We start from the raw sequence: 22,189 nt of genomic DNA, 5'->3' as shown, positions 1-22,189 counted from the left end.
GCGAGGCTTCATACCTGCCCGTAACGTCCGGCGGCCTCGCCCAGCCAGCGGCGCACTAGCACAGCGGTCACTTGCGGGGCGTGCTGCAGTTCGCTGGCAAGTGAGGCCACGCGCTCCAGCAGGTCGGCATCACGCTCAAGGTTAGCAATTTTCATCTGTGCCAAGCCGGTCTGGCGAGTGCCCAATACCTCGCCGGGGCCACGAATTTCCAAATCCTTCTCGGCAATACGGAAGCCATCGGTGGTTTCACGCATGACGCTTAAGCGCTCACGGGAGCTTTTGGAAAGCGGTGGATGGTAAAGCAACACGCAGAAACTTTCCGTACCGCCACGCCCGACGCGCCCGCGCAACTGATGAAGCTGGGAAAGCCCCAGGCGCTCCGGGTTCTCGATGATCATCAGGCTGGCGTTGGGTACATCCACCCCTACTTCAATGACCGTGGTAGCCACCAGCAGATCCAGCTCACCTTCTTTAAAAGCCGTCATTACCTCAGTTTTTTCACTAGGCTTCATGCGCCCATGGACCAGACCAATGGCCAACTCCGGTAGCGCTTCGGTCAACTCTTGGCTGGTCACTTCCGCCGCCTGGCACTGCAAAGCTTCGGATTCTTCGATCAGCGTACACACCCAATAGGCCTGACGGCCATCGCCACATGCCCGGCGAATACGCTCAACCACCTCGGGACGGCGCTCGTCAGACACCACCACGGTTTTTACAGGCGTTCGCCCCGGAGGTAGTTCGTCAATGACCGACACATCCAAGTCCGCATAGGCGCTCATTGCCAGCGTGCGAGGAATGGGCGTGGCGGTCATGATCAGTTGGTGCGGCGTCAGCCCCCCCGCTTCGCCCTTTTCACGCAACGCCAGCCGCTGGTGAACGCCAAAGCGGTGCTGTTCGTCAATAATCGCCAGCCCCAGACACTGAAAGTGAACATCTCCCTGAAACAGGGCGTGGGTACCTACCACCATGCGCGCCCGGCCATCGGCAATCGCTGCCTTGGCATCCAGGCGGGTTTTGCCCTTCAGCTTGCCTGCCAGCCAGGCAACTTCAATGCCCAGCGGCTCAAACCAGCTTTTAAACGCGCGGTAGTGCTGCTCAGCGAGGATTTCGGTAGGCGCCATAATCGCAGCCTGGCAATTGCCAGCAAGTGCGGCCAGCGCTGCCATGGCGGCCACCACGGTCTTACCTGAGCCCACATCGCCTTGTACCAGGCGCAGCATAGGCGCGGGCCGGCTGAGGTCCAGAGCGATCTCCTCCAGTACCCGCCGCTGAGCGCCGGTCAGTGCAAAGGGTAGCTGGGCCAGAAAGCGTGCCTGCAGGCTGCGCCCGGAGGGAAGTACCGGCGCGCCATCGGCCTGGATGCGCAGGCGCACGTCACGCAGGCTGAGCTGGTGGGCCAATAGCTCTTCTAACGCCAAGCGGCGCGTGGCAGGGTGCTGGCCCAGAGTCAGCTTGTCGATATCCACATCAGGCGGTGGCTGATGCAACAAATGCAGACAGGCGTGGAGCCCCGGTAGGTGAAAGCGCTGACGAAGCGGTTCGGGTATCACATCAGGCAGCGCTTCGGGCGCGCTATCTAAAAGCTCCAGCGCCTGCTGTGTCAGCGCCCGCAGGCGCGCCTGGTTCAGCCCTTCCGTGGTCGGATAAATAGGGGTGAAGTACTCATCGACTGATGTTTCTCCGGCGCTGTTTAGCCGGTACTCAGGATGATAAATTTCCAGCCCCGTTGCCCCCGCCCGCGCTTCGCCAAAAGCGCGCACAGAAGCGCCTGGGCGCAGTTGCTGCTGCTGAGCAGGCGAAAAGTGAAAAAAGCGCAGGCTTAAGATACCGCTACCATCACGCAGGCGTACCAGCAGGCTGCGCCGTCGCCCTTTTACCACGTCACAGGCGGTTATCTCGCCCTCTATAACGGCTTCCTGCCCTGCCCGCAGCAGGCCAATGGGCGTTAATCGGGTGCGGTCCTGATAGCGCAGGGGCAGGTGGAAAAGCAGGTCGCTGATATGCTCAATGCCCAGCCGCGAAAGCTTAAGCGCCAGAGCTTCACCTACGCCCTTAAGCGCTGTTACGGGGCTGGTAAGATCGCTCATGAGCGTGCTTTAACCGCTTGGGCAGGCTGCTGGCAACGGCTGATCGCATCCACCAGGGCATCAATCGCTTTAGGCCGTGGAAAGCTTGCCCGCCAGGCGATCGCAACCGTGCGTGAAGGCGCGGGATCAACAAACGGGCGACTCTCTAGCATGGCGTTTTCATATTGATCGGTACCTAAAGCAGACTGGGGTAAAACGGTGATACCCAGCTTTGAGGCCACCATGTGCCGAATGGTTTCAAGCGACCCGCCTTCGGCAATAAGCGTGTTATTCGGGCTGTTAAGCTTTTGGGTAATCGCCGGGCACGCCTCAAGAATCTGGTCTCGAAAGCAGTGACCTTCGCCCAGCAGCAGCAAGCGCTCCTCCAGCAGGTCCTCTTTGCGGATCGCGTCACGCTCGACCCAGTGGTGATTAGCAGGCATGAGTACTTCAAATTGCTCTTCGTAAATAGGCTTGGTCACGATATCGGTATCAGTAAACGGTAACGCCACGATAATGACGTCCAGTTCACCATTTTTCAGCTTAGCACGTAACGTTCCGGTCATACCTTCTTCAATATACAGCGGCATTTGCGGCGCGATATCGGCAAGTGCCGGAATAAGATGGGGGAAAAGATAAGGCCCGATGGTATAAATGGCTCCTATACGCAGCGTATTGGAGAGCTGGTCCTTACCTGCGCTTGCCATCTCATAGATCAGCCGGCTCTGTTCCAGCACACGCTGGGCCTGGGCGATTATCTTCTCGCCAAGCGGGGTTACCTGGATGGTCGACTTGGAGCGTTCAAACAGTGGTATTTCAAGCTCGTCCTCCAGTTTTTTCACCGCCACCGACAGAGTGGGCTGTGAAACGTGGCAGCGTTCTGCCGCACGGCCAAAATGGCGCTCTTGAGCAAGGGTTACGATGTAGCGAAGTTCTGTTAAAGTCATAATGGCGCCAGTGGGCATCCTCTCGTAGCAGCTCGTGACTAATATCATGACCCTCAGCGGGACGGAAAGGGACAGGCAAACCCCTGCTGACCTTGTCACATCTTGCAGGGACTTTGTATCTAATAGGGAATATTTATCAAAAGGAGTGGATAAGGTGAAGCTAACGGTACTGATTATCGGTTGTGGAGATATCGGCATTACCTTAGGGCGCGAGCTGATTGCCGAAGGGCACCGGGTCGTTGGCGTACGGCGCAACATCGCTGCCTTGAAAAACACTGGTATCGAGCCATTAAAACTGGACCTTAATGAGCTTGAAGAAGCCGGGGCCTCTGCCCTCCCCCAGGCGGACTACGTGATTTATAGTGTAAGCGCCGACCGCTTTGAAGAAAGCGCCTATCAAAGCGCCTACCCGGATGGCTTGAAAAACGTATTGAGCGTGATGGAGCAGCATGACAAGCCGCCACGCCGGGTGTTCTTCGTATCGTCCACCAGCGTATATGGCCAGCAGGAAGGTGAAGAGGTCAACGAAGATAGCCCCATTGGTCCGACAAGTTTTTCAGGCAAGCTGATGTATGAAGCCGAGCAAACGCTGCTTAATCATCCGCTGCCGGGTACCGTGGTGCGTTTTTCAGGCATCTACGGCCCAGGCCGTGACCGCTTGATCCATCAGGTGGCTGAAGGCCGCCTGGCTGCCGTCACGCCGGTCATTTACTCCAACCGTATCCACCGGGACGACTGCACCGGTATTTTGGCGCACTTGATTCGCTGCCAGGAGAAGGGTCAGCCTATTGCCGACCTTTATCTGGGAAGCGACTGCGAACCGGTTACCCTGCACAACGTGATGGCCTGGATCGCCAAGCAGCTCAAGGTGGAATCCACCGATACCATGCAGTCGCCACTGCGCCGTCGGGCCAGCAAGCGCTGTAACAATCAGCGTATTCTCGAAACCGGCTATGAGTTTAGCTACCCAAGCTATCGCGAAGGCTACGCGCAAATACTCAAAGAAGGTGGCTTTCTGGAAGTTCAGAAAGCATAAAAACGCTTCACCTTAGAAGATTATCCACAAGCAAACACCGGCCCTGATGGCGCAAACCGCGCCGGGCCGGTGTTTTTTTATAGCGTATTAGCTGCCAATAGCGAGGCAATCAGCCACTTAGTCGCCAATGACCATGACGGCTTCGGCTTCCACCTGGCTGCCTTTGGGTAGAGCTTTCACACCTACCGCTGCGCGAGCAGGAAACGGCGAAGAGAAGAATTCTTCCATCACCTTGTTAACGATGGCGAAATTATCAAGATCAACGAGGTACAGGTTCAGTTTGACGATATCGCTCAGGGATCCTGCTGCTTCTTCACATACTGCTTTCAGGTTGGTAAAGACCTGGCGCGCCTGAGCTTCAAAATCCTCAGACACTATCTCCATAGTTGCCGGATCAAGCGGGATCTGGCCGGAAAGATATACAGTATTGCCCGCTTTGATAGCTTGTGAGTAAGGGCCAATAGCAGCTGGGGCCTTTTCAGTATTGATTACAGCTTTATTGCTCATGCGATCTGTCGCTCCTCTAATTGTTTAGCCGTCATCATTGTTTAGCGTTAATGATTCCACCTGCTTATAGGTAGATGACTCTGGCTATCACGTTATTAATGGCCGCTATAGCACAACGTGGCCGATGCCTGAGCGTGGTCGGCCAAGGTGCTTGATGGCTCTAATTGGTCATACGTGTAATTTTGCCCACATTAGGCAAGTTACGGATGCGCTTGATGATACGCGCAAGATGCACGCGCCCTTTCACAGACAGCGTAAGATTCACCGTGGAGAGGCGCGCATCGCGCTCTTCAATACCGATACGTTCAATATTGGCATCGGCATCGGTAACCAGCCCCGCAAGCTCGGCGACCAGGCCGCGGCGGCTTTCGATTTCAATGCGTAGCGCCACCGGGAAATCCTCGTCAATGGATTCAGACCACTCCAGCGTAAAGAGCTTTTCCGGGTCGTTTTTATGCTCGACCAGGTTGCGACACTCAGCGCGATGCACGACCAGCCCCTTGCCCATGGAAAGATGTCCCAGCACCGGGTCGCCTGGTAGCGGGTGACAGCACCTGGCAAAGTTAATTACCATGCCTTCGCTGCCACTGATCAGCACGGCTTTTCCGTTATCAACCGCCACATTGGCCTCGTGACGCTCCCCGTGGGCAATATCCACCAACCGCCGGGCCACCACATGCGCCATTCGATTGCCCAAGCCAAGCGACTCCAGCAAAGACTCTTGGGAGGCTGCATCCAGCTCCTTAACCGCCTGCTCAAATACCGCTTCATCCAGCTCTTCCAAGCTGGTTTCAAAGGGCGTGAGCGCCTTGTTAAGCAGCCTTCGTCCCAGCGTGATCGCTTCGGTCTGCTGTTGGTGCTTCAGGGCATGGCGAATGGCGGAGCGTGCCTTGGCAGTTGATACAAAGCTCAGCCAGGCAAGGTTGGGGCGTGCGCCGGGGGCGGTGATGATTTCCAGCGTCTGGCCACTTTCCAGGCGTGTTGAGAGCGGTGCCAGGTGGCGGTCAATCCGGCAGGCAATACAGTTATTCCCGATATCGGTATGCACGCTGTAGGCAAAGTCGATCACCGTGGCGCCTTGGGGCAGCTCCATGATGTCGCCTTTAGGCGTAAATACATAAATATCATCAGGGAACAGGTCGTTCTTGACGTGCTCGATAAATTCCAGCGAGTTGCCCGCGTGGCGCTGCATTTCCAGAAGGCCTTTGACCCAGGCGCGTGCCCGGGCATGACTGCCTTCGGCAATCGGATGGGTCGTCTGCCCCGCCTTGTAAAGCCAGTGCGCCGCAATGCCGTTATTGGCCATGGCTTCCATTTCACGGGTGCGGATCTGGACCTCAATCGGCATGCCGCGTGGCCCAAACAGCGTGGTGTGCAGGCTCTGATAACCGTTGGCCTTGGGGATCGCAATATAGTCCTTGAAACGCCCCGGCACCGGTTTATACAGGTTGTGCACCACGCCCAGGATGCGGTAGCAGCTGGCCACGTCTTCAGTGATGATACGAAACCCGAACACGTCCATGATTTCCGCAAACGGCTTACGCTGGTCGCGCATCTTCTTGTAGATCGACAGTAGATGCTTCTGGCGCCCGACCACCGTGCCCTGAAGTACTTCGTCATCCAGGCTTTGCTGCAGGGAGGCCTGAATTTCACGCATCGCACTTCGCCGATGCCCACGGGCACTGGCAACGGCGCGCTTGATGCGCTCGGAGCGCATGGGGTGAATCGCCTGAAACGAAAGGTCTTCAAGCTCGATGCGGATAGTGTTGATACCCAGCCGCCCGGCGATACGCGCGTAGATTTCTAGGGTTTCCCGGGCAATACGGCGCTTTTTATCCGGCCTTAGCGCTCCGAGTGTGCGCATGTTATGCAGGCGGTCGGCAAGCTTGACGATAATGACGCGGATATCCCGCGACATCGCCAGCACCATCTTCTGAAAGTTTTCCGCCTGGGCGACGGCTTTATCTTCAAAGGTGATCTGGGTCAGCTTGGAGACACCATCCACAAGCTCCGCCACCGGTTTACCGAACTGGGCAGCCAGGGCTTTCTTGGAAACACCGGTATCTTCGATGACATCATGCAGCATGGCAGCCATCAGGCTTTGATGGTCCATGTGCATATTGGCCAGGATATTGGCCACGGCGAGCGGGTGCGTGACATAAGGCTCGCCTGAACGCCGACGCTGCCCGTCATGGGCCTGCTCAGCGTAATAGAAGGCGCGTTTGACCTGTTGGATCTCGTCCGAGGGTAAGTAGCCGCCGAGTCGATCGGCCAGGTCATCAATGGTGAACATTTACCGCGCCCCTAGTCTATCAGCCTTAATCGTCGATCTGAGCGCTGGGCGCTATGGCAGGACGCACGCGAACAGGCGCTTCCACCGGCTCATCAAGTACCGTGTGATCGACCAGGCCAGCGGCAATTTCGCGCAACGCCATGACCGTGGGCTTGTCGTTTTCCCAGGCCAGTTGGGCATCACGCGAGCCACGCGCCAATTGGCGCGCGCGCTGGGTGGAAATCATCACCAGCTTGAAGCGGTTTTCGACATTTTCCAGACAATCTTCAACAGTTACGCGAGCCATGGGGGCCTTCCTGTAATGACGACGCCGGGCCAGCGTTGTTGAATAACGCCACTGACCCAGCGAAAAAGAATAGTGATAGAACCTGATAGATTACTCGACGCTGGGCGCCTGTGACAAGAGCGCTTCAAGCAGCGGGGCATGACGTTTGCTCATGGCGGCCTGAGTGAGGCGGCGGCTAATCACCAGTGACTGCAATTCCTCAAGCGCGGTGGTGAAATCATCGTTAATCACCAGATAGTCATACTCGTTAAAGTGTGACATTTCGCTGACCGCATCGCGCATACGCCTTGCAATTACCGCGTGCTCATCGGTGCCGCGGCTTGCCAGCCGGCGCTCCAGTTCGGCCCGCGATGGCGGCAGGATAAAGATGGATACCGCCTCCGGCATCTGCTCACGTACCTGCTGTGCGCCCTGCCAGTCGATTTCCAGAATCACATCCTGGCCTGCCGTCAGTAGCGTTTGCACCGCTTCCCGCGATGTACCGTAGTAATTATCGAAGACTTTGGCATACTCAAAAAAGTCGCCGCGCTCAATCATCGCCTCAAAGCCGGCTGCATCAGTGAAATGGTAGTTGACACCATTCACTTCACCTTCGCGCCTCGCACGCGTGGTATGCGATACCGACACCTGAATGCCATCAAGACGTTCAATCAGCTCGCGGACCAAGCTGGTTTTGCCAGCACCCGACGGCGCGGAAACAATAAAGAGCGTACCCTGGGACATGAAGCGCTTCCCTAGTTAGCAAAAATAGTGAGTGAAAAAGTAGCGAAAAGATAGTTGGCAAAGCAAGCAATAACGCAGTGGCGAGCTTATAAAGGAGCGCAGTATCGCACACCCACCACGTGGACTGTAGCGTTTGCGTCAAGGCACAGGGAGGTTGAATGCGCAGTACGCTGTTTTTTTTGTTATTGATTAGTCTGGGGGTTGCCATTCAGAAAGGCATCATCGAGATCCCGCGCCATTGGGCTCCCTGGGCACCGCTTTATATTGATGACCCCATCACGCCCGTCACACAGCTAAAGCTCAAACGTCTGGAAGGCGATAGGCAGGCATGCTTGGCCGCTCTGGATACCGTACCGGATAACGAGCTGCGTTACACCCCGCTTGCCGATTACTCGCCCACCGCGAGCTGCCCGCTGACCAATATCGTACGCATGCAGTCCAGCAGCGTGCAGTTTAACCAAAGTTTTGTGGCTACCTGCCCGCTAGCGCTTGCCTGGGTAATGTATGAACGCCATGAACTGCAACCCGCTGCAGAAGCGATAATAGGCAGCCGGGTTCGTCAGGTGGATCACGTAGGCAGCTTTGCCTGCCGTAATATCTACCACCGCGAAAACGCAAGGCGCAGCGAACACGCCACCGCTGAAGCGCTGGATGTCATAGGATTTCGGTTCGAGAACGGTCAGCGTATTACTCTGATCAATCATTGGGATGATGGGGGCGAAGCGGGAGAGTTTTTACGCGCGGCAAGGGAAGGCGGCTGCCAGACTTTTGGCAATGTGATTGGACCAGACTACAACGCCGCGCACGCCGATCACTTTCATATGGGTATGCGCGGCTTTCGGATATGCCGCTAGCTATATAGTGCCTGATAGCCAGATTGCAGCACAGTAGCCGGACCTTTAATCCAGGCTGATATCATCTTCGTCAGTCAGGGCGCCTGTTGCGGCACCGGCACCCGCGCCCAGCACTGCACCACCGCCAATACTGCCGCCAGTGGCAGCCGCAGCGCCAGCACCTACCGCTGCACCCACGCCAGCGCCACTTGCCGCGCGCTCGCCGGAAGTTGAACCACAGCCAGCCAGGCCTATCGTCAATGCCGCGATAGCACTTAGGGTCAAAATACGCGAAGTTTTCGTCACTTGAGTATGCATAGGGTCACCTCCTTATGGGTTGCACCCTATACACATTAGAAACGATTGGATAATTTCGCCACTTTACCGCTACCGGGTCTGAACGACTAACTGGTCCGGGCTGCGTTTTTCAAGCCATCTGCCGAAGAAGAAAATAGCCAGCCCACAGAGCGCCAAGCCTGTGCCAACCGGACCCGTGCTCGACCAATCAAAGCCTGCACTGATCACCAACCCGGCAAGCCATGCACCCAGAGCATTAGCACCGTTGAACGCAGCATGGTTTAGCGAAGCTGCCATGGTCTGAGCATTGCCCGCCACATCCATCAAGCGGGTTTGCAGTGACGGAGCAAGCGCCATACAGGTGCCTACCAGGCCTACAAACAAGAGCCCTGACCAGACGTAATCGGCAGCAAAATAGTACCCACCCTGAATCACGGCGCACCAGATCAGGATGCGCGGAATAGCGCGCATCAGGTTCTTGTCGGCCATGCGTCCACCGACCAGGTTGCCGATAATCGAGCCAATGCCAAAAATCACCAGCACCAGCGGGCCCAATGCCTCACTCATGCCCGCCTGTTTCGTTAATGTCGGCATCACGTAGCTGAAAATCGAAAACATGCCGCCACAGCCTACGCAGGCAATGGCAACCGTCACCAACACGCGCTGTTTCACCAGAGCTGACAGCTCGCGCAGCGGGCTAGCCAAGGCATCGAATGGCTGTACGGGTACCCAAAGCCGAATCAATACGGCCGTCAGCAAGGCAACGCCACCCACACCAGCAAAAGCGATCTGCCAGCCAAACTGATTCCCCGCCCAGGTACCCAGCGGCGCACCAATCAAAATAGCGGTCGTCAAGCCCAGCATGACCCGCGAAATGGCCCGGGCGCGCTGGTCAACCGGCACAGCCCCCGCGGCAACCAACGCGGCTACGCCAAAGTAAGCGCCATGCGGCAGGCCCGCAATAAAGCGCAAACCTACAAACGACCAGAACCCTGGCGCCATGGCGCTGGCAATATTGCCTACGGCAAACACCAGCATCAAAGCGATCAGTAGCGCCCGTTTTGGCACGCGTGCAGCCAGAGCGGAGATCAGCGGAGCCCCCACCACAACGCCCAACGCATAGCTGCTGATCGCATAGCCGACTTGCGGCACACTGACCACCAGATCGCCCGCGACGCGGTTCATCAGCCCCATGATCACAAACTCACTGGTGCCGATACCAAACCCACCTAATGCCAAGGCGAATTCAGCCAGACGCGGGTTACGCGCCAGCCCTTGGGTCGACTCTTGCATTTTTTCTCCCAACGCACGCCCGGCGTGCTGCTCTTGCTAATGGCTAACAGATAATGATCGCAAGACTAGACGAAAGTATAAATATGTTCAGCAAAATATTAGCAGGCGAATATTTCACTTTAACAGGCTCCCCATTGAAGCAAGCCCAGGTTTGAAGGCTTAATAAACACAACAGCGCCTATCGATGTTACGCATGAGGAAGGCCGTTCATGACACCTGAAACAATCGAACACGCCATGCAGGCGTTAGCCAAGGCAGACCCGGATATTGCCCGAGCCCTTCCACTGGTGGGCGCGCCTTCACCACGCGTGCGTGATAAAGGCTTTGCAATGTTCTTCTCCACCATTGTCAGCCAGCAGCTTTCCACCGAAGCGGCCCGCGCGATTATGGGCCGCGTGAATACCCTGCTGCCCGAGCTGCACGCCAAGGCGGTGATTGACACCGAAGGCCAGGCGCTACGCGATGCGGGGCTCTCCTGGCGCAAAATCGAGTACGCCAAGGGGCTTGCGGAAGCGGAGCTTGCCGGCACCTTTAGTGCCGATGGCCTGGAACATCTAAGCGATGAAGAAGTCATTGCCACGATTACCCAACTGCGCGGCTTTGGTCGCTGGAGCGCTGAAATCTATCTGATGTTCTCGCTCAAGCGCCCGGATATCTTTCCTGCCGATGACCTGGCGCTGCGCGTGGCGCTGGGCCGCTTGAAAAGGATGGATGACAAGCCCACGCCCAAGCAGGCGCGCCAAATGGTGGAACATTGGGCGCCCTGGCGCAGCGTGGGGTCGCTGTTTCTGTGGCACTACTATCGCGGCGAGCCCCTTTAGGCGTTCAGCCCGCCAAATTTGCCCGCCTGGTAGTCTTGAACTGCTTGAACGATCTCGTCACGTGTATTCATCACGAAAGGACCGTGAGAGTAAACCGGCTCGTCGATCACATCGCCATGACCAAACAACAGCTGGGCGTCGCTTGCGGCTTCAATCACCAGGCTTTCACCATCCCGGTCCAGCTCAACCAGTTGATGTGGCTTGGTTGGCTCACCACTCACGCTAACGTCGCCATTCACTATATAGAGAAACACCTGCCGCCCTGGGGCAACGGGCAGCTGCTCGCGCGACCCGGCAGGCAGCTTAAGCGTCGACATAAACACGTTGGTTAACGTCTCGATAGGACCGCGCGTATCATCCCACTCTCCGGCGATTAGATTCATTTCGCCACCGCCCGGCAGCACAACCGCAGGGATTGAATCCTGTTGAAGCCCCACATAGCGCGGCTCGCTCATTTTCAGGCGCGCGGGCAGGTTGATCCACAGCTGCAGAATTTCCAGCGGGCCGCCCTCGCGCAGAAACTCAGGGGGCGAGATTTCCGCATGCACAATACCGCTGCCAGCGGTCATCCACTGCACGCCACCTTTATGAATCACGCTCTGGTGCTTGGCGCTATCCGCATGGGCAAGCGAGCCTTCCAGAATAAACGTCACCGTTTCAAAGCCACGGTGCGGGTGTGGGCCAAACGGCAAGCCTTGATTGTTGGCCGGGTAGGTCTGCGGGCCGTGGTGGTTCAGAAACAGAAACGGGTCGAGCTGATCGAGTTTTGGCCCCGGCAGCGGCCGCCGGGTGATCAGATCGCCGATATCATCGCGTTGGGCCGGGTGTTGGGTGATGACCTGGCGCACTGATGAAGTAGTAGATGATGACATAAGGCACTCCTTTCAAAAATCCCCTCAGCTTAAAATCTGAGGCGGGCGATGTTGAGCGAATAATTTGCCCGGTTTTGTTGAAGGAAATTGGTAGAAGCTTTCTAAACAGCTGACCGAACGGCTGAGCAAGGGCATCCCAATTCGCGGCGCCGTGCGTCTCGAATTGAGCTGAACTCACTACCGCACGCTGCTGCGAGTGGAAAATGCTCAAGCCCGAAAAAGGGTTCTAACGTTGGCCCTCAAACCTCAGCAGTTTTTAATGAGGCGGCCAGCGGCTGCTACGTTAATAATTAGTTTTTTTGGATTCCTCGGCTTAATCAACGCACCCCCGCCCGGTAGCTATCCGGCTCGAGCCAAAGCTGCTCGCGTAGGTCGCCTTTTAGGCAAAATAGCTTCGGCCCTTTGCGAAAGTTGAACAGCCGAAACAAGTGGTAGTGCTCTGAATGAACACGCGAGCAGTCGAGTTCATTGGGCGTGATGAAAAATACACTTTCTTTGGCAAACGCCGTGGTTTTGACCTCGATCAACCGGTCTCGACCATCGGGTTCAAAGGAGCGAATATCGAATCCCAGCCCATCGCCTTGGGTAATAGCCACGTGTTCGACACACTCGGCAAGTTTTTCTTTGCCAGCTTTGATCAGACGGTGCTGCTCAAAACGTATTACCAAATTTTCGCCCGCAAGCCCCAGTTCGCGGTTGCGGGTTTCCCGAGCCAAGTAATCACGTTTTTGCGGCGGGCGAACCGAATAATGAGCTTGAGATTCGCGAACGCACCTTTGCGGCTGTAATGTTTTAGGAGGCTCAACGATGATGTGTTCGTCAACGGTGCCAGTAGTATCGATCACCGGGAGGTCGGCGGCCGAACGCGCTGCGCGGTCGACGAGTTCGCATTGCAATAATAGCTGCTCGACAACCTCGACCAGACTTTGCTGATAGTTGCTGCGCGGCTTATAGCCATCCACATAGGGGCAGTTGGCATCGCGCAGCACCGCACTGATATTGGCGTGCTTGAATTCGATAGCGCCAGCCGAGCGACCATCCAGCCGTGCCATGAGTGCTCAATTGAGCTCGCGCTTGTTATAGCTTTGCCCGCTTAGCTCCGCCACCAGCATCTGCCGGTAAGTGAGAACGGTCGCCTCGACCTCGCTTGTACCCCAGGATGTCGCTCGACTCATATTCTTCACTCAATATTTTGAATCTCAAAATTGAATATAAAGTTATTTCATATATTAAACAGCATCTTAAAAATTAAAAACCATCGTATCAACAAGACTACTACCCGATATACTACCCACATATAAAAGCTATACACTACTGCTGAGAGACTCTGCGCTGACGGCTGGGCTATAGTGAAGTGAGTCGGCGTCGTCCCTTTCTCATTAGCAGCCGAGCAAATTCGCCATTCCTTCATCAGATAGCCCGCCTTCAATATTTTTACAGAACCCTCCACGCTTACCTTCACTTTTATCGCTCTCGTATCTAAAGGCCAATATTGGCACGACGCAATTTCTCCGGAGTTCGTTGATAAAAAAACTCAAAAGCGTCATCAATACGTATTAATACGATCATGCCACGTGCCGCTATGGCTCGCCTGGTATGGTCAGGGCTTCAGCAACCTGTTTTCGCGCCTGAACCAGGTTCGCTAGTTGCTTTGATAGCGACTCGCCTTTGAAGCGAACGAGCGTTAGGTTCGTCAAATGGGACTCTAAAGCGGCCAGGTGTGGCTCCATTAATGCTTCGTACGTTGCTATGTCACCAGCCTCTAGAGGCAAGCTGTCCGAGCCCCCAACCTTCGCCTCTAAGGAGCATCGCTGATCAATGTGCTCTGCCACTGCCGTCAGCAGTGTTTCAATCACACGTTGATAGGCCTGTTCGCGTTCCTCGTAGTTTGCTCGCTGGTTTTTTAATTGTTGTTGATAGGCTGCTTTGGCCTTCTGGGCGTTTGCTGTCGCACGTTGATGATCATGCCAGGCGTCGGCAATCACCGTGCTCAATACCTTTACTTTCGTTTGATGACGCTGGTTGGCGAGCTTTTCTAGCTTCGTCAAGGTAGCGACAGGCAACATAAACGTCGCCGACTTTTTATCGCGTTGTTGACGTACCTTTTTTTGCCGCCAAGCATTCCGCAATTTTCCATAGTGCTCGCGGAACCATGGGTCATTCATGTTTGTTTCAATAGCGTTGATTAAATGGCTTGCTGGCTCATGATGAGCAGAGCCACCGCCCATGAACACTTGTTGGAACACAGGGTGCTTGCGACAGAGATACTCAGCGATCCATCTCAGTTGGTCTGGGTCGTTAGGGTCAATCCATGCATAGGGATTCGTGAACATAAGACACTGTAGGCACGTGGGTAGGTGGAGAAGGCGAAGCGTACAGGGCAACGTGGAGCCAAACGTACGTCGAGTATATGGTGCTTACCGCCTAGGCTCAACGCACCGTCTGAAAAACATGACACTATTATGTGACTTAGTAAAGAAACTTAGTTATGCAACTTAGTTTTATAACACGTCGTGTGACTACGTCACTATATAAAACATGCTTATCTTTTTTATCTTCTTAATAAAGGGTATTGTTAGCGAGGTTAAATTAAAAAGTGACCCGTTGGCTTGGAGCGTGGCGTGGACTATCAGCTTTTCTATTATGAAGATATACAGCTACCAGCCGAGGCACGCTGGTTTCTATGGCAGTGGGAACGCTATACGGGCTTGCATACGCCTATCGACGCGACGGTAAACGACTTGTTGGCCCGGTTGAAGATGCCACTTCGCCAGGGACAAAAGACGTTGCTTGAGCTAAAAAAAGCGGGTGTTGTCGAAGCGATTCCGGTAGCAAAGGGACGGGGGCGGCCGAGCTACAGGTATAGCGTCGCGTCGACGTTGCTTACGACCTTAAAAGCCCTACCCAACGAAGAGCCCCCTTTATCAGATCTCATTGAGTACATCAGTCAATATGAACCGCTTACTGTCAGCGTATCGACCAAAACACCATCACAGGACGTAGAAAAGGCCAAGGCTTCTTTGCAAGGACCATCGGAAAACGGTAAGGAACAAAAAAAACTACCCTTATCGGTCAGAGAACCGAATTTAAACCATAGCCATCGACGCAAAAAGCAGCTAACACGTGCCAATCGTTGGGTAGTGATGGTGTTGTTAGCACATTCAGAGGTGCCTGGCATCGTGACTGACCTGAGTCATATCACTTTGCAACGCTTGACGGGTATGTCGACCAGCCAGCTGGCAGGCCAGCTTAAGAAGCTCAAAAAGTTCGGTGTTATCGCGTATCACCAGCCGGGCCAGGCAGGCAAGCTGTTAGGAAAACGCATGACCTCGATCTACTCGCTAAACCTTGCCCACCCATTGCTCGGGAAGCCTGAGATTAACGCCGTGTCACTTTACTTTCCTACGCCAAGCGAGAATCTTGCTACCGAATTAAATCATGGCCTTATCGATGCGCTGATGGTTTACGGCGTCTGCTTGAAATATAAAGAGATCCTGATTGAGAATCTTAACGAGCTCAATGCCATGAGCACCGCCACAAAATGGTCAAATCAAGCTGCCATGCCTGCTTATATTGTTAAGCGGTTAAAAGCGATAGAGAAACTCGGAGAAAAGCTTACTAAGAATCAAGAGGCCCACTCACAAGCCGAAAAGCTTCTGCCGCCGCTGCGCCACCTATCCTCAACGGTCAGGGTGTTCGCTGAAACATGTAACGCCTCGCAGACAGAGTGGTTGCGTGCCCATGTCCATGCCGAGGCGATGCAAATGCTATCGACGCAATGGTTGTATTTATGGGATGACGATGGTCCCCTACCCAATACACCCGATGCTCAAGTGGACCTGGATGCGGCATTACGTCACCAGCTTGCACATCACTTGGCAAAGAATTTCCATCGCCAATTAAGACAGCATGCTGAAAAGCACCATGATATTGAATTTGACGCATTAAATTACACGTTAACTCCCATTCACGACCACGATGGTGACCGGCTTCGCGGCTGGGCCTTGCAGTGTTTTGCGCTACGCACCAATGGTGTGGGCTATTTACCGGACGTTATAGTAAATGGCACATCGATTCTATTCAGCCTGAGGAGGTATTGGCAGACGCATCGTCAAAAGATCATATCAACACAGCCACATTGACGCGTTACACGTAACAGCTCCCAAAACAGTGCAAACCCTGATCAACCGGATTTGAAAACTGCATAGATGATTGGTCGCGTAGGAAAGCTGTTGAAAAGCGTTCTGATCGTCAAGATAGAAGTAATACACGTAAATTTGATCGGTGATACTTTTGGCGACGATGTAAGCCAAGCCGTACATTCAATCCAACGGGCATCCATTGGCAAAGGTCCAAGCGCGGATCAGGTTGTTATATAGGTTGTTATCGCTATAGGCCTCTTCACTTTCTCGCCAATACACTTTTAATGTGTCGAGATGTGGTGCAGCTCATTACCAGTGAAGAGCAGTAAAGCGTGGCCTGTTCAACAAGGAATCAAACGAAGTCGTGCCTGCGACTGGTGTGCCTACCGTCTCCTAGGCCTCAGTCGTCGAGGGCACTCTCGAATTAAAAAATACTCACCAGCCTCATCTCATGAACGAATAACAGGAGTTCGTCATGAGCAACCGACTAATCCGCATCAAAGAAGTTATGGATCGCACTGGGCTGGCTAGATCGACGGTCTACAAATACATCAGCCTTGGGCAGTTCCCTCACCCCATCAAGTTGGGTACCCGAGCCGTTGCTTGGGTCGAACGTGAAGTTGAAGCTTGGATTTGTGAAAGCATCGAGCGCAGAGACGATAAAGCGCTGTAGAGATTAAACCAGCTTTTGATAATTTAACTGAAGAGTTGATTATCTAATAGCCGCTACTCACTCCCGCTAGCGCCCGTCTACATCCGTCGAGCTGCTATCAGCCTTTTTAACCCTTGTTTAATTATTATTAATATTAATGTAATTAAAGGGTAGAGGGAGGGGCATCGAGCCCCGCACCGAAGTAGTCGTCCAAGATCGAAGCATCGACAAACCATCATCGTATTGAATCCAGCAAACGCTGGAGGATACGTCGTGCCTGCCATACACGCCCATGCCTTGTCGGTAATGGGCAGTTATCCACGTATCGGAGATTGAAAATGATACAACGACTAACTTCTAACCCTAACGTGCACTATCACTATTCACCCTTATTCAACGGGATGCCCGTTCAAGTAAAGTATTTGCCAATGGTGACTGAGTACCTAGAAAAGCTACAAAAGACACTCGAGAATGCGTTAGAAGACTATTCTCGGGTACTTGCTATACGTGTTGAACCGGTCATCCCCACAATGATAAGTGACCAAATGACAATTGTGGATCACATGCTTCTGATGCCAAAGTTCATAGCTTCTCTCAGGGCCATTATCAAACATGATCTGAAACGCAGGCGTAAAAGTAACTGGGTGCCTGATACCAAGGTACGTTTCGTCTGGACTCGTGAAGTAGGTGATAATGGTAAGATGCATTATCACTTTTTCTTGATACTCAACCGCGGCTCCTATTTTATGCCTGGCAAGGCATGCTCTCCCAATGAGAACCTTATCAGCCGTGTGTCACGCGCTTGGTATAGTGCTCTAGGAGTCGTTTGGAATCCTCAAGAGCCATGGATTTATGTGCCTGACAATCCGTTCTATGGGATTAACCGAGGTGACGAGAGTAACTTTCAGGAGGCGTTCTATCGCGCTTCTTACCTTTGCAAAGCTGATACGAAACAGTACGGGCTAGGGATACGTTCATTCAGTACCAGTCATAACTGAATGATCTTAAGCTCTAACAACTATTTTCTCTGTAACAACAGTGATGAGCTAATAAACTCGGCGCACTATTTTGTGGGGACTATGTATCAGCTATGCCCACAGGTACTGCCATACATGGAATCATCAATGAGCTACACCGTTACGCTGCAACAGCTGGAATCCTTCTTATGGGAAGCCGTCGATATCCAGCGCGGCAATATGGATGCGTCCGATTACAAGGATTACATTTTCGGCACGATGTTCTTGAAACACCTGTCAGATGCCTTCGAAAAAGCCCAAGAGTCGGTAGTTGAGTATTATCTCAGCAAAGACAAAAACGAGGCCTAAGCGTGAGAGCTAGCCGAACCCTAACCCGCCTCTGAGGGATAGGTATTGAACATTGCGTATCGGTGCCGCCTTCTTAGGTCTCCACCTGCACACGGGTTTGAATCAGGCTCTCAACCTCAGAGTAGATATCCACCTCGCTATCCGGTACGTCGATACTGACGACCAAGCTAAAACGGACATGATTTCGCCAACGCTCCTCCCCCGCTCGGTATTTCCACCAGCCACCCACGGGATACACCGCTAGCGTGTGCATATCGGCTAGATCCGCCGCTGAACCTGTCCATGTATCAGAATGAAGTGAGCCGTATGTTTTTAGATTAGTACCAAATAGCCAGCCACTTTTGTCTCCCTCTACGCCTTGATAATCTTCAACTGTATCGTTAGCAATCTTGTTGATTGCTGCTCGAAAATTTCTCAAGGGTTGTCCGGGATTGGCCACTTTGAAACGCAGGCCGTGGGATTGATAGCTGTAGCGCTGGCGGTAGCCTCTACGGCCTGGATTCGGCTCAATAAAGTACGAAAGCGTCACTCGTAATTTAATATTTAGCTCTGGCGGCAGTTTGCGCAATTCTTCGAAAGGCCAAGGCAACTGGTAAAGCTTCATTTCATTCAGCTTTGGATTATCAGAGACTTTGGCGCTTGGCTTGGAGAAGGGCTGCAGAGTATCCTGAACAATCAGTGTCAGGGCGTGATTAGCGCTATACCTTGCACGCTCTAAGCTAGGGACGCCATGACCAACGCTTCGCAGCATTGTCTTGGCAGCATTAGAAGGCGGCTGTCCTTTTTGGAGCAAATCAAAGCGCTTCCACATTCTGGGTGTCCATTCCGCCGAATGAACAATCAACCCACGTATTGTTTCCGGCCAGTAACCAGGGTATTCCGCCATTAATAGTGCGGCTTGCCTGGAAACCAGGGCACAGGCGGCGCTGGTATCCTTAGTGGTTTCAAATAACTGCCCGCTGGCTCTACCTGAGGTCGTTAGTAGCGACACAACGTCAGCATCTGACACTTCCGTGCCGTCAGATGACAGCAAACGATTACCGCCTTCTGCCACCACATCCGGCTTGTAAGGCGCTTGTTTTTTCCAGCCCCAATTAACTGATGACCGACTAGCGGGAGCAACATCTCCTGATTTAGCAAAGGGTGCCCAGCCGGCAAAGCTTGGGTCATCATTGATTGTTTTTTCTGTGTAAGCGCCAACGGTTAAGGCGTTCCATGCTTGGGCCGGGTCTTCAATGTCTGCGAGGTGTACTTGATCCCAGTAATCCACTGTCGCGTATAACGCTTGGTTGTTACCAGCCGAAATTACAAACAGCCGCTGTAAGTCGTCTTCCAAGCCAAAAGCGAACTGATCAATTTCGGCAGACCAGGACGAAGGCTGCCCGCTGATCGAGTCAGCGGGCGAGGTAACAGCCAGAGAAAAAACGCGGGAAAATTCCGGATTATCAATTTCAAGCTTCGCTGCGGTGCCTACCGTAATAGCACCGTAAAGCTCAGGATCGTTATCGCCAGCCGGTGGCAGTATGCGGCCAGACTCAACTCTGTAAGTGAGCCAAATCTCGTGGGTATCGAGTAATGACTTATCTAGCTCACCCAACGCTGCCAGCCCCGCTTGTCTGGAACCGTGATCATTATAGGGCGCAAGGGGGTAGGTAGGCTGGTAGTCATCATAGAGAGGCCAGCTGGGCTCCCACGCTTGTGCTAATTGCTGCGTAGTAACCTGGCTTAACAGTGGATGGTGGTAGTTTATCCCTGTATCCAGGACCGTAATAGCCGTGGTTGTATTTTCGTCTAGCCGTATCCGATCTGCTAGCTCACTGGCCCACTCGTGCTGTCCTTTGGCAGCCATGGAAATGAACGCATTTGGGGTTTGCTTGGCGCGACGCAGCTCTTCAAGGTTGGCAATAAGTTCGGGGGCTGACTCAAGCTGTTCAACGGTCGCCTTGATAAGGATAACAAAACTATCAAAGAAGCTAAGCGAGGTGTTGCTTAGCTCAGCGTCGAGCCGCTCCGCAAGCTGCTCAGCAACTTCTCTAGCGGATAGGTCTGTCGCCCGCTTTTTCAGCCACAGCTCCCACCACATAGGCTGATCTGCTGATTCGGGAAATAGCTCTTGAGCATCTGTCCAGAAGGAGCGTAAATCTGCCAGTTTGATTTCAGCGATGCTGTCAATAAGTGTTTGATTTAATGGCAAGCCACTTTTGGGGGAATTTTCATCTAAGTACCGACTCACCTTAGCCAGGAAAGCATTCCGCCGCGATTCAGGAATAAACACTACGGCGATTTCTTGATCGTCAATTTTGGTACAAGAACGTAGATGGAAATCCTTATTATCAAGCCTATCCAATGGAAGCTCGACTCCTGAAAATCCTACTATTTCAACGTAAACACCTGTTTCAGCAGTAATAGGTGCCAACGCCCCAGCTTGGTGAGCCTGATGCCTAGTCAACACACTGGAGTATTGCTGTGCTAAGGCAGTGCCGTGTTGATACCTATCTTGAAGAGCAATTTTGGGGTTTCTACCTCGGCTGCGGGACTGAAAGTCTTCTCTGCTACCTACACCGTTTACCAGTAAATGCGGTTTCCGATCCGCCATGAAGCACCCTTATCGCTTATTGTTTTCCGTTTTGCCGGCGTTGCACGGCCTTTGTAATCATTGCAGTGGTGATGTTGGCATCATGGCGTAAGACCGCTTCTTTGGCAGCGTCTTCACAGGCTCGGGTGACGTCCGCTGAGCTTAGCCCGCAGGCAGCATGGGTGATTTCATCCCAGCCTAGGTGCTCAGTCTCAAACGCGGAAAGGCGGTTTTCAATCAGTTGCTTGATTTGCGCCTGGCCAGGCTTTTCGAACTGGATAATGTCATCAAAGCGCCGGTAGAGCGCTTTATCCAAAAGCTCTGGGTGATTGGTCGCCGCCAAAATAATGCTTTCAGAGGTGTCCTGTTCGACAAACATAAGGAACGAGTTCAATACCCGACGTATCTCACCAACATCGTTTGTCGCACCCCGCTGGGTGCCAATCGCGTCAAATTCGTCAAATAGGTATACCGCCCGGGTTTGTTTGATGTGATCAAAAATCAACCGAAGCTTAGCGGCGGTTTCGCCCATAAAACGAGTGATCAAGTTATCCAACACGATGGTGTATAGCGGAAGCTTCAGTTCTGAAGCCAATACGGCGGCCGAAAGGGTTTTACCCGTACCTGGAGAGCCGGTAAATAACAGCTTGCGCCTTGGAGAAAGGCCAAACTGAGCCAGGCGGCTTTTTTGTCGTTGCTCCAATAACACCTTATCTAACCGCTCATTCACCTCACTCGACAGCACTAGCTCATTTTTACGAGCGCTGGAATGTGTCAGCTCCAAAAGCCCCTTCAAATCGCCCTTGGGATGCTGAGCGAGCGGGGTTGGCTTAGAGGGCGCAACAGTAAGGCTTTTGGACGCTTTCTGTGAGCGCTCGATGGTTTCTTTGAGCTCATTGGCCAGCTTATGGTGGCCTTTGCGAGCTTCTTTGGCCGCGACTTGCAAGGCAATAGAGTAGAACCGCTGATCATCATGATCAGCGTGGCTCTTCAATAATGCTTTGATTTGCTCTGCCGTCGCCATAAGTTACCGGATGCGTTTGTGGAAAATGCCCAAGCTGGACTGGCTTTTTGATTGAATAAAGTATAACGCGTTCACTGAGGTGCTTCACAAATACTTGCTGCGAGATGCTCGCCGATAAGGTCGTCCACGGCTGATTCGGTGTCAGTAGCATGCTAGGCTGAGCGGAAGGTATGGCAAACAATAACTAATTTGCTTCAAGATGAAGTCGAAAAGATCGAACTGCCCGCCGTTGCTACGCTCCAGCAATTAGGTTGGAGCTATGCTCCCGGTGCAGGGTTATCTCCTTTGCTTCTTATCAAGGGCACGCCCACGACCGAAGAGCATAGCTACTGCCGTGATGTAACTCTGTTTAAAGGGTTGGAGCTGCCCTGTGGCGCTTGAACCCTTGGATCATTGAAGAGGACTTGCTCAAGGCCCTGCGGCGAGACTTCCCATCATTACGCAGTCCAACCATACGATCTATCAGCAGTTGATTAACTACCCTGCGGTAGAACAAG

At 53.5% G+C, this 22,189-nt stretch carries 21 protein-coding genes; 8 read left to right on the top strand and 13 right to left on the bottom strand.

The window, feature by feature from the left end:
• Positions 1-8: 8 nt before the first annotated feature.
• Together recG and ELY38_RS11000 are read right to left on the bottom strand one after the other, a co-directional pair.
• Complete coding sequence (recG, locus tag ELY38_RS11005; RefSeq protein ID WP_127062206.1) at positions 9-2,087, bottom strand: ATP-dependent DNA helicase RecG; 2,079 nt, start codon at positions 2,085-2,087, stop codon at positions 9-11.
• Positions 2,084-3,013: a hydrogen peroxide-inducible genes activator gene (locus tag ELY38_RS11000; RefSeq protein ID WP_127062204.1), complete on the bottom strand. Its 930-nt coding sequence runs from the start codon at positions 3,011-3,013 to the stop codon at positions 2,084-2,086. Before ELY38_RS11000 ends, recG begins: the two co-directional genes overlap by 4 nt.
• Before the next feature lie 154 nt (positions 3,014-3,167).
• On the opposite strand from ELY38_RS11000, the gene ELY38_RS10995 reads away from it, so the two are divergent.
• Positions 3,168-4,049 (top strand): SDR family oxidoreductase, encoded by an 882-nt coding sequence (locus ELY38_RS10995; RefSeq protein ID WP_127062203.1) that lies wholly within the window; start codon positions 3,168-3,170, stop codon positions 4,047-4,049.
• 117 nt (positions 4,050-4,166) lie between these two features.
• Here the strand turns inward: ELY38_RS10995 and ELY38_RS10990 are convergent, their stop codons facing one another.
• The 4 genes from ELY38_RS10990 to gmk form a co-directional block, all read right to left on the bottom strand.
• Positions 4,167-4,556, bottom strand: coding sequence for a RidA family protein (locus ELY38_RS10990; RefSeq protein ID WP_127062201.1), 390 nt, complete (start codon positions 4,554-4,556; stop codon positions 4,167-4,169).
• Positions 4,557-4,716: 160 nt separating this feature from the next.
• Positions 4,717-6,849, bottom strand: a complete 2,133-nt coding sequence (locus ELY38_RS10985; RefSeq protein ID WP_127062199.1) for a RelA/SpoT family protein — start codon at positions 6,847-6,849, stop codon at positions 4,717-4,719.
• A gap of 25 nt (positions 6,850-6,874) precedes the next feature.
• Positions 6,875-7,135, bottom strand: coding sequence for a DNA-directed RNA polymerase subunit omega (gene rpoZ, locus ELY38_RS10980; RefSeq protein ID WP_127062198.1), 261 nt, complete (start codon positions 7,133-7,135; stop codon positions 6,875-6,877).
• A 90-nt stretch (positions 7,136-7,225) separates the two neighbouring features.
• Positions 7,226-7,858, bottom strand: a complete 633-nt coding sequence (gene gmk, locus ELY38_RS10975; RefSeq protein WP_127062196.1) for a guanylate kinase — start codon at positions 7,856-7,858, stop codon at positions 7,226-7,228.
• Positions 7,859-8,016: 158 nt separating this feature from the next.
• Here gmk and ELY38_RS10970 point away from each other — a divergent pair, with 158 nt between their 5' ends.
• Positions 8,017-8,712, top strand: a complete 696-nt coding sequence (locus ELY38_RS10970; protein ID WP_127062195.1) for an extensin-like domain-containing protein — start codon at positions 8,017-8,019, stop codon at positions 8,710-8,712.
• Between the two features lie 45 nt (positions 8,713-8,757).
• On the opposite strand, the gene ELY38_RS10965 is transcribed toward ELY38_RS10970, so the two are convergent.
• Both ELY38_RS10965 and ELY38_RS10960 read right to left on the bottom strand, forming a co-directional pair.
• Complete coding sequence (locus ELY38_RS10965) at positions 8,758-9,009, bottom strand: hypothetical protein (RefSeq protein ID WP_127062193.1); 252 nt, start codon at positions 9,007-9,009, stop codon at positions 8,758-8,760.
• 69 nt (positions 9,010-9,078) lie between these two features.
• Positions 9,079-10,281 (bottom strand): MFS transporter, encoded by a 1,203-nt coding sequence (locus ELY38_RS10960; protein WP_127062191.1) that lies wholly within the window; start codon positions 10,279-10,281, stop codon positions 9,079-9,081.
• A 209-nt stretch (positions 10,282-10,490) separates the two neighbouring features.
• Here ELY38_RS10960 and ELY38_RS10955 point away from each other — a divergent pair, with 209 nt between their 5' ends.
• Positions 10,491-11,102 carry a DNA-3-methyladenine glycosylase family protein gene (locus ELY38_RS10955; protein ID WP_127062189.1) on the top strand — a complete coding sequence of 204 codons (612 nt, stop codon included), beginning with the start codon at positions 10,491-10,493 and terminating at the stop codon, positions 11,100-11,102.
• On the opposite strand, the gene ELY38_RS10950 is transcribed toward ELY38_RS10955, so the two are convergent.
• From ELY38_RS10950 to ELY38_RS10940, 3 genes are all read right to left on the bottom strand, one after another.
• Positions 11,099-11,974, bottom strand: coding sequence for a pirin family protein (locus tag ELY38_RS10950; protein ID WP_127062187.1), 876 nt, complete (start codon positions 11,972-11,974; stop codon positions 11,099-11,101). The genes ELY38_RS10955 and ELY38_RS10950 overlap by 4 nt on opposite strands.
• Positions 11,975-12,291: 317 nt before the next feature.
• Entirely contained in the window at positions 12,292-13,026 is a 735-nt protein-coding gene (locus tag ELY38_RS10945; RefSeq protein ID WP_222845151.1) for a protein NO VEIN domain-containing protein, read from the bottom strand.
• Positions 13,027-13,554: 528 nt separating this feature from the next.
• The gene (locus ELY38_RS10940; RefSeq protein WP_127062185.1) at positions 13,555-14,307 is read right to left on the bottom strand and encodes a hypothetical protein; all 753 of its coding nucleotides are present in this window, start codon (positions 14,305-14,307) and stop codon (positions 13,555-13,557) included.
• 288 nt (positions 14,308-14,595) lie between these two features.
• On the opposite strand from ELY38_RS10940, the gene ELY38_RS10935 reads away from it, so the two are divergent.
• From ELY38_RS10935 to ELY38_RS10920, 4 genes are all read left to right on the top strand, one after another.
• Complete coding sequence (locus tag ELY38_RS10935; RefSeq protein ID WP_127062183.1) at positions 14,596-16,116, top strand: hypothetical protein; 1,521 nt, start codon at positions 14,596-14,598, stop codon at positions 16,114-16,116.
• Positions 16,117-16,591: 475 nt separating this feature from the next.
• Positions 16,592-16,789, top strand: a complete 198-nt coding sequence (locus ELY38_RS10930) for a helix-turn-helix transcriptional regulator (protein WP_127062181.1) — start codon at positions 16,592-16,594, stop codon at positions 16,787-16,789.
• Positions 16,790-17,106: 317 nt separating this feature from the next.
• Positions 17,107-17,766: an inovirus Gp2 family protein gene (locus ELY38_RS10925; RefSeq protein WP_127062179.1), complete on the top strand. Its 660-nt coding sequence runs from the start codon at positions 17,107-17,109 to the stop codon at positions 17,764-17,766.
• Between the two features lie 126 nt (positions 17,767-17,892).
• The gene (locus ELY38_RS10920; RefSeq protein ID WP_222845150.1) at positions 17,893-18,093 is read left to right on the top strand and encodes a type I restriction-modification system subunit M N-terminal domain-containing protein; all 201 of its coding nucleotides are present in this window, start codon (positions 17,893-17,895) and stop codon (positions 18,091-18,093) included.
• A gap of 73 nt (positions 18,094-18,166) precedes the next feature.
• Here the strand turns inward: ELY38_RS10920 and ELY38_RS10915 are convergent, their stop codons facing one another.
• On the bottom strand, positions 18,167-20,689 hold the full coding sequence (locus ELY38_RS10915) for a S8 family peptidase (protein ID WP_127062177.1): 2,523 nt from the start codon (positions 20,687-20,689) through the stop codon (positions 18,167-18,169).
• A gap of 16 nt (positions 20,690-20,705) precedes the next feature.
• Positions 20,706-21,692, bottom strand: a complete 987-nt coding sequence (locus tag ELY38_RS10910) for an AAA family ATPase (protein WP_127062176.1) — start codon at positions 21,690-21,692, stop codon at positions 20,706-20,708.
• Between the two features lie 189 nt (positions 21,693-21,881).
• On the opposite strand from ELY38_RS10910, the gene ELY38_RS10905 reads away from it, so the two are divergent.
• Positions 21,882-22,073 carry a hypothetical protein gene (locus ELY38_RS10905; RefSeq protein WP_127062174.1) on the top strand — a complete coding sequence of 64 codons (192 nt, stop codon included), beginning with the start codon at positions 21,882-21,884 and terminating at the stop codon, positions 22,071-22,073.
• The last annotated feature ends 116 nt before the right edge of the window (positions 22,074-22,189 follow it).

The sequence above is a fragment of the Vreelandella nanhaiensis genome, assembly GCF_003990185.1.
GTDB classification, from domain to species: domain Bacteria; phylum Pseudomonadota; class Gammaproteobacteria; order Pseudomonadales; family Halomonadaceae; genus Vreelandella; species Vreelandella nanhaiensis.
Note: the sequence above shows the minus strand (reverse complement) of the source record. Positions and strands in the feature narration are given on the sequence as shown.